Consider the following 12,258-nt stretch of genomic DNA (forward strand, 5'->3'; position numbering starts at 1 on the left):
CTTAACCCATCTATCTCTAACGTGTTTCAACCGACGACGATGTGCGCTATAGCGCCAGTGTGCCGCGGAAAACGCGGCCCATAGATAACGTCGCGCGCGGTCTTTCGCTATGGCCGTCGCGCCCGAATCTTCAGGAACGGAGCAGTCTGATGTCAGAAAGCCGCACTTCCGCCGATGGCGGCATGGAGACCTCCTACGGCTTCCGCCAAGTAGCTGACGGCGAGAAGCAGGGCCTGGTCAACCAGGTGTTCCACAAGGTCGCCAAGCGCTACGACATCATGAACGACGTCATGTCGATGGGCATGCACCGCGCCTGGAAGGATGCGATGATCTCGGCGCTGAACCCGCGCAAGGAGCCGGGCTACAAGGTACTCGACGTTGCCGGCGGCACTGGTGATATCGCCTTCCGCATCGTCGAGGCGTCGGGCAGACAGGCGCATGCCACCGTGCTCGACATCAACGGTTCGATGCTCGGCGTCGGCGCCGAGCGGGCGGAAAAGAAGAAGCTTTCCGGCAATCTCACCTTCGTCGAGGCAAATGCCGAGGAACTGCCTTTCGAGGCAGGCAGCTTCGACGCCTATACGATCGCCTTCGGCATCCGCAACGTGCCGAGGATCGATGCGGCGCTGTCTGAGGCCTATCGCGTCTTGAAGCGCGGCGGACGGCTGCTGGTGCTGGAATTTTCCGAAGTCGATATGCCGCTTCTCGACAAGATCTACGACGCCTGGTCGTTCAACGCCATTCCGCAATTCGGCAAGGCGATCACCGGCGACGCCGAACCCTACCAATATCTGGTGGAATCGATCCGCAAGTTCCCGAACCAGGAGAATTTCGCGGCAATGATCCGCCAGGCCGGCTTTTCGCGCGTCACCTTCACCAATTATACCGGCGGCATCGCCGCACTCCATTCCGGCTGGAAGCTCTGACGCATGACGCCGAAAAGTGTAGAGCGGTTTTCGAATAGCGTCGCGCGAGAATCAAACAGAACATGAGTACATTCGGCGCATATTTCCGCCTTTGGCGCGTCGGCTGGGTGCTCGTGCGTGAGGGTGTCGTGTCCGCCCTTCCTTCCGAGGGGCTGCCGCCTCCGGTCGCGCTCGCCAAATCCTTCGTCACGATTTTCGAGCGAAGCAAGGCGCGGCATCAGAAGCGCAGCGACCGGTTGGCCCAGGCTGTCGAGCGGCTCGGTCCCTCCTATGTGAAGATCGGGCAGTTCCTGGCAACGCGGCCGGATGTCGTCGGCGTCGAATTCGCCAACGACCTGTCGCAGCTTCAGGACCGGATGGCCTTCTTTCCCTCGGCGGCCGCCAAGGCCAATATCGAAGGCTCGCTCGGGCGGCCGATCGGCGAGCTCTATGCGAGCTTCGGCGATCCGATCGCCGCCGCCTCGATCGCGCAGGTGCATCCGGCCGAGGTCGAGAGCGCCGAAGGCCGGAAGAAGGTCGCCGTCAAGATCGTGCGGCCCGGCGTGCGCCAGCGCTTTGCCCATGACATCGAGGCGATGTATCTCGTTGCCCATATGCAGGAGCGTTTCCTGCCGTCCAGCCGGCGGCTGCGGCCAGTCGAGGTGACGAAGACGCTGGAGCAGACGACCAAGGTGGAGATGGATCTTCGCCTGGAGGCGGCGGCTCTTTCCGAGATCGCCGAAAATACCGAAAAAGACCCGGGTTTCCGCGTGCCGAAGGTCGACTGGGAGCGCACCGGGCGCGACGTCATCACCATGGAGTGGATCGACGGCACGAGAATGTCCGATGTCGAGGGCCTGCGCGCGGCGGGCCACGACCTCAACCTGCTTGCCGATACGCTGATCCAGTCGTTCCTGCGCCACACGCTGCGCGACGGCTTCTTCCATGCCGACATGCATCCGGGCAATCTCTTCGTCGATGCTGATGGCATGATCGTCGCCGTCGACATGGGCATCGTCGGGCGGCTGGGCAAGAAGGAACGGCGGTTCCTCGCCGAAATCCTCTACGGCTTCATCACCCGCGACTATATCCGCGTCGCCGAGGTGCATTTCGAGGCCGGCTATGTGCCCGGCCACCACAATGTCGAAAGCTTCGCCCAGGCGATCCGGGCAATCGGCGAGCCGATCCACGGGCAACCGGCCGAGACGATCTCGATGGGCAAGCTGCTGACGCTGCTTTTCGAAGTGACCGAGCTCTTCGACATGGAGACGCGGCCGGAGCTGGTGATGCTGCAGAAGACCATGGTCGTGGTCGAAGGCGTATCGCGCATGCTCAATCCGCGCTTCAACATGTGGAAGGCCTCCGAGCCCGTCGTCGGTGACTGGATCCGTACCAATCTCGGACCGAAACGGATCGCCACCGATCTCAAGGACGGGTTGAAGGCGGCGGTCAAGCTCGCCGAAGCCGTGCCGGAAATCGCAGCGAAGACCGAAAAATTCCACCATCAGCTGCTGCATATGAGCGAGCACGGCTTACGTTTCGACGCTGAGACGGCGGAGGCGATCGGCAAGGCCGAAGCGCGGCACAACCGTTCGGCCAAGATTGCCCTGTGGATCATCGCATTGACGCTTGTCTATATTGCCTGGATGCTGAGCTGATCCGCCTGCCAAAAACATGCTGTGTTCGGCATTTGGGATATCCCATGTGACGGAGGGCTCGCTTAGTCTCGTCTTCAAAGCATGATGCCGAAAGTGTGAGCGACATCATGCTCTGACTCTTTAATTTAGAACGGGATTCAGATTTTGGGCCGATCGGCCTAAAATCATCCCATTCTAGGGAGATATGGCACATGAAGCACGAACGCCCTGGCATCGAACTTTCCGGACGACCGCTCGGTTTTGCCGAGATGGTGACGATCGGGGCGGGCAAGGCGGCGGTTTCGGCTTCGGCGACAGGCATGGCCCGCATCGCGATCGCCCGCGAGGTCGTCGAGGATGCGATTGCCTCCGGCATGCCCGTCTACGGCTCGACGACAGGCGTCGGCGCCATGAAGGATGTGGAGTGGTCGGCCGACGAACTCGACACCTTCAATCTCGGCCTGGTGCGCGCCCATCATTTCGGCACCGGCACCCCCTTTTCCTGCAATATCGTGCGCAATGCCATGGCGATCCGAATCAACACGGCGCTGACCGGCCAGGTCGGGTGCACGCCGGAGTTGATCCAAGCCTATATCAGGATGCTCGAGGCCGATCTCATCCCGGTCGTGCGCCGTACCGGCTCGATCGGCTGTGCGGATATCGGGTTGATGGGACAGATCGGCGCGGTGCTGACCGGCGTCGGGGAAGCAATCTATCGCGGCAACCGGATGCAGGCGGCCGAGGCTTTCCAGGCGGCCGGGCTGGAACCGATGCGGATGGCGCCGCGCGACAGCCTCGCTTCACTCAGCATCAATGCGGTGAGCTTTGCCTCGGCAGCGGAAACGACGCGCAACGCCGCGGCCTCGATCCGCGTCCTGCTGGCGACGGCGATGATGGCGGCCGGCGCGCTTGGCGCCTCCCGCGATCCCTGGAAGGCGGTCCGGCATGTCGGAACGGCGCGCGAAGCGCTGATCGGCGCCTGGCTCTGCAATGCCTCCGACGAATGGAACTGGCCCGTGGCAACGCATGTGCAGGATCCGCTCAGCCTGCGGATGATCGCGCAGGTGTTCGGCGCGGTGATCGAGAACCTCTTATCGACCGGCCATAAGATCCTTGCCGCCACCGGGCGCTCGGACGACAATCCCGTCGTGGTCGAGGGCCGGGTGATGACGTCGGGCGGTTCGCTTCCCCTCGATGTGACGATCCTGCTCGAATCGGCAGCACTCTGCATGGCGCATGCGGCGCGCAACGCCTTCAACCGCTGCGTCATTCTCGGCAACGGCCAGCGGCGCGACCTGCCGGTCAATCTCGTGCCGCCGGGGCGGATCGCCACCGGTTTCGGGCCGATCATCAAACTTGCCGGCGAGATCTTCTCACGCGTGCTGTCGATGTCCAATCCCGTGTCGGCGCAGTCGCTGGTGGTTGCGGCCGGGCTGGAGGACGAGGCGGCCTTCCTGCCGCTGGTCATCGAGCGCTTCGACCGGCAGATGCGGGCGCTGAAGCGTCTCGCAGCCCTCGAGGCGCTGCTGTCTGCCCAGGCGATCGACATTCTCGGCGATGAACCGAAGGGTGTCGCCGCCATGCTCTACGAGGTCGTGCGCAAACATGCGGATTTCTATACGGTCGACCGGCCGCTTTCGGCTGAAGTGGAGGCGATCGAGGAGGAACTTGGTTCGGACGAATTCGTGACCAAGCTAACCGAGCAGGTTCCGATCGCCTCCTTCGACGATTTCTTCGCCCTCGGCTCGCTGGAGCGCATCGAGGAACGGCTAACCCATCACGAGCCGGCAGCAGTCTGATTTCAGCTTAGGAAGGAAGCGCCATGGATTTCGATCTCGTTCTGCAGGGCACGGTGGTGCTGCCGGACCGCATTCTCGACGAGGGCTATGTCGCCGTGCGCGACGGCAAAATCGCCGAGGTCGGCCTCGGCGTGCCGCCGGCGGGCCGCGAACGGCATCTGCTCGGAAAATCGCTGATCCTACCCGGGGCGATCGACGCGCAAGTGCATTCGCTTTCCCAGAAAGACCAGGAGGATTTCCTCTGGTCGACACGCTCGGCGGCGGCCGGCGGCGTGACTGTCATTGTCGACATGCCCTATGACGAAGGCAATCTCGTCTGCTCGGCGGCGGCGGTGAAGCGGAAGATCGACCATGCCGGTCCGCAGGCGCGCGTCGATTTCGCGCTTTACGGCACCGTCGATCCCGAAGAAGGGCCGGCGCGGATCCGCGAAATGGTGGAGGCAGGCGTCGCGGCTTTCAAATTCTCGACCTTCGGCACCGATCCCAAGCGCTTTCCGCGCATTCCGCCGGCCCTGCTCGACGCCTGCTTTGCGGCAATCGCGCCGACGGGGCTGACGGCGGGCGTGCACAATGAAGACGACGAGGCGGTGCGCACTTACATGGAGCAAGTGAAGGCAAGCGGCATCACCGATTGGCGGGCGCACGGCCTGTCGCGGCCGCCGATCACCGAACTGCTGGCGATGCACACGATCTTCGAGACCGGTGCCAATACCGGCTGCCCGGCGCATGTGGTGCACTGCTCGCTCGGGCGCGGCTACGATATCGCGCGCGCCTATCGCCGCGACGGCTTTGCGGCAACAGTCGAATGCTGCATCCACTACCTGACGCTCGACGAGGAAAACGACGTGAAGCGCCTCGGCGGCAAGGCGAAGATCAATCCGCCCGTGCGGCCGCGCGCCGAGGTGGAGAGGCTCTGGCGGAAGGTGGCCGAGGGCGATGTCTGGCTGGTCTCGACCGATCACGTCAGCTGGTCGGAAAACCGCAAGACCAATCCCGACATGCTCGCCAATGCCTCCGGCGTTCCCGGTCTCGAGGTGATGGTGCCGCTTTTCGTCAAAGGTGCCATCGAACGCGGCATTCCGCTGACATGGGCCGCCAGGCTGATGGCGGAGAACCCGGCGAAGCATTTCCGGCTCGACCATATCAAGGGTGCGCTGACGCCTGGCAAGGATGCCGATATCGTCGTGCTGGAGCCGCGCGACAGCGTCTATGACGCCGCCGCGAGCGGCAACAATGTCGTCGGCTGGAGCCCCTATAACGGCATCCGCCTGCCCTGGACCGTCTCGGCCACCTATCTGCGCGGTGAAAAGATCGCCGAGGGCGCGAAGGTGCTGGCCGAGCCCGGCACCGGCCGGTTCGTGCGGCCGCTGCCGCGCCAGGTCATTGCGGGAGCTGAAGCATGAGCCGCAATCTACCCGTCAATGCCGGCCGGATCGCTGAAGATATCGAGGCGCTGGCCGGGATTACCGAGCCGGGGCATCCCTGGACGCGGCGAGCCTTCTCGCCGCTCTTCTTCGATGGCCGGGCCTATATCGAAGCACGGATGAAGGCGGCGGGACTGGAAACGCGGATCGATGCCGCCGGCAATCTGATCGGCCGGCGGACAGGCCGGAAACCATGGCTCGGCACGATCATGATCGGCTCGCATTCCGACACGGTGCCGGACGGCGGCCGCTTCGACGGCATCGCCGGCGTGATCTCGGCGCTGGAGGTGGCGCGGGCGTTGCGCGATCAGAATATCGAACTCGATCACGATCTGGAAATCGTCGATTTTCTTGCCGAGGAGGTCAGCATCTTCGGTGTGTCCTGCGTCGGCAGCCGCGGCATGACCGGCCAACTGCCGGAGGCCTGGCTTTCGCGCGTCAGCGACGGGCGCGACCTGGCCGGGGGGATCGCCGAGGTCGGCGGCAGACCCGATGTGCTGATGCAGCAGAACAGGGCCGATATATCCGGCTTTCTGGAACTTCATATCGAGCAAGGCCCGGTGCTCGAAGCCGAAAAGGAGGATGTCGGCATCGTCACCGCGATCTCGGGCATCACCCGGATCGAGATCACCGTCGAAGGGCGGGCCGACCATGCCGGCACGACGCCGATGGACCGGCGGGCAGATGCGCTGGTGGCGGCATCACAGCTGGTGCTCGACATCCGCAATGCCGCCGCCGAACTTGCCAAGTCGCCGGGGCATTTCGCGGCGACGGTCGGCGAATTCCGGATCGAGCCGAATGCCGCCAATGTCGTGCCGTCGAAGGTGGTGCTGCTGATCGATGGCCGTGCCGAAATCCGTGCCGACATGGAGGCTTTCTGCCGCTGGCTCGAGGGCCATGTCGAAAAGCTGGCGGGCGCCTATGCCGTGACGATCAAGACGCCGAACCGGGTTTCCGACAATCAGCCGACGCCTGGCGATGCCGGGCTGCTGTCGACCTTGGAGGCTGCCTGCGAGCGCGTCGGCGCGAAACACCGGCGCATGGCCTCCGGAGCAGGGCACGATACGGCCTGGATCGCCAAGGTGGCGCCGGCGGCGATGATCTTCGTGCCTTGCCGGGAAGGCCGCAGCCATTCGGCCGATGAATGGGCTGAGAATGACGATATCGCGCTCGGCGCCGCCGTGCTTTTCGAGGCGGTGCGCGAGATGGACACGCGCTTGAATCAGGAGAAGGCGAATGGGACGCATACTCGTTGAGAAGGACGTGGAAGCTGCCGTCAAGGGCGGCTCCGTCTATGCCGCCGGCGGCGGCGGCTGGGCCGATCACGGACGGGTGCTCGGTTATGCCGCCGTCAATGTCGGCAAGCCGGAGCTGGTCTCGATCGACGAGCTGAAGGACGAGGACTGGATTGCGACTGCGGCTGCGATCGGCGCGCCGGCCTCCACCACCCCCTGGGAAATGCAGGGCATCGATTATGTGAAGGCCGTGCAGCTGCTGCAGGAGGCGCTCGGCGAAAAGCTTTCCGGGCTGATCATCGGCCAGAACGGCAAATCCTCGACGCTGAACGGCTGGCTGCCCTCAGCAATCCTCGGCACCAAGGTGGTCGACGCGGTCGGCGATATCCGCGCGCATCCGACGGGCGACATGGGCTCCATCGGCATGGCCGGATCGCCCGAGCCGATGATTCAGACCGCCGTCGGCGGCAATCGCGCCGAGAACCGTTATATCGAACTCGTCGTGAAGGGCGCGACGGCGAAGATCTCGCCGGTGCTGCGGGCCGCCGCCGACCAATCCGGCGGCTTCATCGCCAGCTGCCGCAATCCGCTCCGGGCCTCCTATGTCCGCACCCATGCGGCGCTCGGCGGCATCTCGATGGCGCTTGCGCTCGGCGAGGCAATCATCGCGGCGGAGAAGCGCGGCGGATCTGATGTCATCGATGCGATCTGCAAGACGACGGGCGGACATATCCTTGCCGAAGGCGTCATCACCCGCAAGGACGTCGTCTACACCAAGGAAGCCTTCGACATCGGCACGATCACTGTCGGCTCGGGCGGAACATCGGTAACGCTGCATGTGATGAACGAATATATGGCGGTGGATGATGCGGATGGCGGACGGCTTGCGACCTTTCCCGCCGTCATCACCACGCTTTCACCGGAGGGCGAGCCGCTCAGCGTCGGCCAGCTCAAGGAGGGCATGCGGGTGTTCATCCTGCATGTGCCGATGGATATCATTCCGCTGTCGGCAAGCGTGCTCGATCCGACCGTCTATCCCGTCGTCGAAAAGGCGATGGGGATCGAGATCGCACGTTATGCATTGGCGACGAAGGCCTGAGCCATGGCGCGCGATCCCGGTCTCGAAGAACTGATGCGCGAGGAGCTCGGCGGTCAGCCGGGCCTTGCCGAAAAGTCCATGTTCGGCGGCTGGGCCTTCATGCTGAACGGCAATCTTCTCTGCTGCGCGCGCCATGACGGCATGCTGATCCGTCTCGGCAAGGGCAATGACGGCTGGGCGCTGGCGCTGCCGGGCGTGATCCAGATGCTGTCGGGCGAGCGGGTGATGCATGGCTGGGTGCGAGGTGGTGCCGAGGTTTACGGCGACGATGCCCTGAGACGGCGTTTGCTTGATGCGGCGCTCGCCTATGTGGGATCGCTGCCCAGCAAATAACGAACGATGCCATTCCCCCTTCTCCCCAGCGGGGAGAAGGGAAAAGCAGAGAGCAAAACGAGGAACCCACGATGCCGAAGGCCAATCCACGTCATCCGAAATTTCCGATTCCCGGCGGGCCGGAGCTGCGCGCCAAGGGCTGGCGGCAGGAGGCGCTGCTGCGGCTGCTCGAAAACGTGCTCTCCGTCGGCGAGGATCCCGATAACCTGATCGTCTATGCCGCGCTCGGCAAGGCGGCCCGCAACTGGGCGGCGCACAGGGGCATCGTCAACGCGCTGACCGAGATGGAGGAGGACCAGACGCTACTCATCCAGTCCGGCAAGCCGATCGGCCTCGTTCGAACGCATGCCAAGGCGCCGCTCGTCATCATGGCGAACTGCAATATCGTCGGGCAATGGGCAAAGGCCGAAGTGTTCTACGAGCTGCAGCGCAAGGGGCTGATCTGCTGGGGCGGGCTGACGGCCGGTGCCTGGCAATATATCGGCAGCCAGGGCGTCATCCAGGGTACCTACGAAATCTTCATGCGTATCGCCGAGCGGCGCTTCGGCGGAGACCTTCTCGGCCGGTTCGTGCTGACGGCCGGCCTCGGCGGCATGGGCGGAGCGCAGCCGCTCGCCGGCCGCATGGCAGGCGCTGCGATCCTCTGTATCGACATCGATCCGGAGCGCGCCCGCAAGCGTCAGCAGATCGGTTATCTCCAGGAAATCGCACCCGATCTCGATACCGCGATTCAGATGATCGATGCGGCGGTAAAGGACAAGCGGGCGCTGTCCGTCGGCCTCGTCGGCAATGCGGCGGAGGTCTATCCGGAAATCGCCCGCCGCGGCATCGTGCCTGATATCGTCACCGATCAGACCTCGGCGCATGACCTCGTCTACGGCTATGTGCCGAAGGGTATGAACCTCGAGCAGGTCAAGGGTCTGCGCGACGATGGGCAGGGCCAGTTGATGGCGGCAAGCCGCGCCTCGATCGTCGAGCATGTGACGGCAATGCTGGAGTTCCAGAAAAAGGGCTCGGAAGTCTTCGACAATGGCAATCTGATCCGCACGCAGGCCAAAGAGGGCGGCGTTGCCAATGCCTTCGACATTCCGATTTTCACCGAAGCCTATCTGAGGCCGCTGTTTGCCCGGGCGATCGGCCCGTTTCGCTGGATGGCTCTGTCAGGCGAGGAGAGCGACATCGCCCGGATCGACGATCTGCTGCTGGAAATGTTCCCTGATAACAAGATCATCACCAACTGGATCCGGCTGGCGCGCGAGTATGTGCCCTTTGAAGGACTTCCGGCCCGCATCGCCTGGCTCGGCCATGGCGAACGCACGGCACTCGCAAGGCGCGTCAATGCGCTGGTGGCAAGCGGCGAACTGGAGGGCCCGGTCGCCTTCTCCCGCGACCATCTCGACGCCGGCGCCATGGCGCATCCAAATATCATGACCGAGCGGATGAAGGACGGGTCCGACGCGATCGCCGACTGGCCGCTGATCGATGCGATGATGCTCTGCTCATCGATGGCCGATCTGGTCGTCATCCATTCCGGCGGCGGCGGCTATGCCGGCTACATGACGAGCTGCGGCGTCACCGTCGTCGCCGACGGCACGGATGCCGCCGATGAACGGCTCAACCATGCGCTGACCAACGATACGGCGCTTGGCGTCATGCGTTACGCCGATGCGGGTTACGAGGAGGCGCTGGATGAGGTGGCGAAGAAGGACGTGCCCTATATCCGGCTTGGTTGATCAAAAATTGCTGTATATCGTTGTCACATCTCATCGGGAGCCATGACATGGAGACAGCAAAGATCTTCTGGTCGGGGCGCTCTCAAGCCGTCCTGCTGCCCAAGGAATTCCGTTTCGACGGCGACAGCGTCGCCATTCGGCGGCAGGGGCGTGCGATCATTATCGAGCCGATTTCCGATGATTGGGACTGGCTTGCAGACGTGGCCGGTCCGGTCGATGCCGATTTTGCAACAGCGGTGGAAGAACAGCCTGCTGGGCAGGAGTGATCCGAACTCGACTTCTTCAAAATGAAGTAGCTGGTTGACGTGAGTGCCGTCATTTCCAACGATGAAGAGCAATGATCGTCTCGTCGCAAAACTGGGCAAACACCCGCAAGTCTTCGACGGATCGGCTGGAGCCGGGCAGCGCGTCAGGCGATCAGATTGGAGACTTCGATGAGATTGCCGTCGGGGTCCCTGAAATAGACCGAGCGCAGACGTCCGGTCGCACCGGTGCGTTCGACCGGGCCCTCTTCGATCAGAACGCCCGCGGCCTGTAGATCAGCAATGACATCGGCAAGCGGTGTCTCGGCGATGAAGCAGAGGTCGCCGGAGCCGGGTGTGGGGTGTCTCGCCTTGGGATCGAATTCGTGGCCGGCCTGGTGCAGGTTGATCTTCTGCCCGCCGAATTTCAGCGCCTTGCGGCCCTCTGCAAAGGTGTCGACCGACATGCCGAGGATGCGGGAATAGAAATCGCAGGTGATAGCGATATCGGCGACAGTCAGCACGAGATGGTCGAGGCGGTCTATGCGGATCATGCTTTTCTCCTTGCGAATTGCTGGGCAAGACAGGCGGAGACAAAGGCCAGCGCCAGCATGGCAAGCGTGAAGATAACGACGGCGGTCCAGCCTTCAACCGCGAAGAACCAGCCGCCCGCCGAACCCATGAGGCTGGAGCCGACATAATAGGCGAGCATATAGAGCGAAGAAGCGTGGCCCTTGGTGCCATGTGCCAGCTTGCCGACAAGGCCACTGGCGATGGAATGGCTCATGAAGAAGCCGGTCGTCAGCACGATGATGCCGAGGATGATGGTCGGGAGAGAGGCAAAGAGCGTCAGCGCGCTGCCGGCGGCGGTGAGTGCCAGACCGAAGAGAAGCACGGAAAAGTGCCCGATCCTGTCCCCGAGCAGGCCGCCGATCGAGGAGGCGCCGATGCCGAAGAGATAGACGGTGAAGATCAGGCCGAGTTCGGTCTGGTTGAGGCCGTAGGGCGGCGCCACCAGGCGGAAACCGGCATAATTGTAGATGGTCACGAAGGAACCCATCGCCAGGAAGGCGATGGCGAAGATGAAGGGCAGCGCCGGATTGCTGAGATGGCCGAGCCAGGCTTTTGCATGAAAGCGCGGATCGAAGCCCGGCCGGCGGACAAAATTGCGTGACGGCGGCAGGAGGGCGATGAAACCGATCGCGGCGGCAAGGCCGATGGCGCCGATGATGAAAAGCGCCGGACGCCAGGTGAGATATTCGGCGAAGATGCCTGTCAATACGCGGCCGGACATGCCGCCGAAGGCCGTGCCGCCGACATAGAGGCCCATGGTGGCGCCAAGACCGCGCGGATCGATTTCCTCGGCGAGATAGGCCATGGCGACGGCCGGCACGCCGCCGAGAACGAGGCCTTGCAGGGCGCGGATGACGAGCAGCAGGTGCCAATTCGGGGCAAAGGCCGTGGCGATGGTCAGCAATGCCGCGCCGACCAGCGATATCGACATCAGGCTGCGGCGGCCAAGGCCTTCCGAGACGGCGGCGGCACAGACGATCGCGACTGCGAGGGAACCGGTGGAGAGCGAGAGCGACAGCGAGCTTTCGGCCGGGCTGACGGAGAATTGCTGCGAGAAGATCGGCAGCAGCGGCTGGACGCAATAGAGCAGCGAGAAGGTGGAGAAGCCGGAAAGGAAGAGCGCCAGGCTGGCGCGGTGATAGGCGCCGGTGCCACGGGTCAGGTATTGCTTCTGCCCTGGGATTGCGGCTGTCTCGGCGGTCTTCACGGCATGCACTGACGTCGGCATATCTTCATCCTTCCGCCCTCCGATCTAGCCAACGCCACTCCATTTGTCCA

At 63.5% G+C, this 12,258-nt stretch carries 11 protein-coding genes; 9 read left to right on the plus strand and 2 right to left on the minus strand.

Annotated features, from left to right (window positions below; all coding sequences use genetic code 11):
• Positions 1 to 149: 149 nt before the first annotated feature.
• The 9 genes from ubiE (at position 150) to OLZ32_RS14510 (ending at position 10,431) form a co-directional block, all read left to right on the plus strand.
• A complete protein-coding gene (gene ubiE / locus OLZ32_RS14470; RefSeq protein WP_003544815.1) occupies positions 150 to 926 on the plus strand; it encodes a bifunctional demethylmenaquinone methyltransferase/2-methoxy-6-polyprenyl-1,4-benzoquinol methylase UbiE in 777 nt (258 codons plus the stop codon).
• 62 nt (positions 927 to 988) lie between these two features.
• Positions 989 to 2,563: a 2-polyprenylphenol 6-hydroxylase gene (gene ubiB / locus OLZ32_RS14475; RefSeq protein WP_264421482.1), complete on the plus strand. Its 1,575-nt coding sequence runs from the start codon at positions 989 to 991 to the stop codon at positions 2,561 to 2,563.
• Positions 2,564 to 2,754: 191 nt separating this feature from the next.
• The gene (locus OLZ32_RS14480) at positions 2,755 to 4,341 is read left to right on the plus strand and encodes an aromatic amino acid lyase (RefSeq protein WP_264421484.1); all 1,587 of its coding nucleotides are present in this window, start codon (positions 2,755 to 2,757) and stop codon (positions 4,339 to 4,341) included.
• A gap of 23 nt (positions 4,342 to 4,364) precedes the next feature.
• Positions 4,365 to 5,744, plus strand: coding sequence for a dihydroorotase (locus OLZ32_RS14485; protein WP_264421486.1), 1,380 nt, complete (start codon positions 4,365 to 4,367; stop codon positions 5,742 to 5,744).
• On the plus strand, positions 5,741 to 7,021 hold the full coding sequence (locus OLZ32_RS14490) for a Zn-dependent hydrolase (RefSeq protein ID WP_264421489.1): 1,281 nt from the start codon (positions 5,741 to 5,743) through the stop codon (positions 7,019 to 7,021). Before OLZ32_RS14485 ends, OLZ32_RS14490 begins: the two co-directional genes overlap by 4 nt.
• Positions 7,002 to 8,099 carry a DUF917 domain-containing protein gene (locus tag OLZ32_RS14495; RefSeq protein ID WP_264421491.1) on the plus strand — a complete coding sequence of 366 codons (1,098 nt, stop codon included), beginning with the start codon at positions 7,002 to 7,004 and terminating at the stop codon, positions 8,097 to 8,099. The genes OLZ32_RS14490 and OLZ32_RS14495 overlap by 20 nt, the downstream gene beginning before the upstream one ends.
• Before the next feature lie 3 nt (positions 8,100 to 8,102).
• A complete protein-coding gene (locus tag OLZ32_RS14500) occupies positions 8,103 to 8,432 on the plus strand; it encodes a TfoX/Sxy family protein (RefSeq protein WP_130695753.1) in 330 nt (109 codons plus the stop codon).
• 71 nt (positions 8,433 to 8,503) lie between these two features.
• Positions 8,504 to 10,165, plus strand: a complete 1,662-nt coding sequence (locus OLZ32_RS14505) for a urocanate hydratase (RefSeq protein WP_264421495.1) — start codon at positions 8,504 to 8,506, stop codon at positions 10,163 to 10,165.
• Positions 10,166 to 10,212: 47 nt separating this feature from the next.
• Positions 10,213 to 10,431, plus strand: coding sequence for an AbrB/MazE/SpoVT family DNA-binding domain-containing protein (locus OLZ32_RS14510; RefSeq protein ID WP_003544795.1), 219 nt, complete (start codon positions 10,213 to 10,215; stop codon positions 10,429 to 10,431).
• 143 nt (positions 10,432 to 10,574) lie between these two features.
• Here the strand turns inward: OLZ32_RS14510 and OLZ32_RS14515 are convergent, their stop codons facing one another.
• Together OLZ32_RS14515 and OLZ32_RS14520 are read right to left on the minus strand one after the other, a co-directional pair.
• Positions 10,575 to 10,961, minus strand: a complete 387-nt coding sequence (locus OLZ32_RS14515; RefSeq protein WP_264421497.1) for a VOC family protein — start codon at positions 10,959 to 10,961, stop codon at positions 10,575 to 10,577.
• A complete protein-coding gene (locus OLZ32_RS14520; RefSeq protein WP_264421499.1) occupies positions 10,958 to 12,208 on the minus strand; it encodes an MFS transporter in 1,251 nt (416 codons plus the stop codon). The genes OLZ32_RS14515 and OLZ32_RS14520 overlap by 4 nt, the downstream gene beginning before the upstream one ends.
• Positions 12,209 to 12,258 lie beyond the last annotated feature (50 nt).

The organism is Rhizobium acaciae (genome assembly GCF_025941625.1).
GTDB classification, from domain to species: domain Bacteria; phylum Pseudomonadota; class Alphaproteobacteria; order Rhizobiales; family Rhizobiaceae; genus Rhizobium; species Rhizobium acaciae.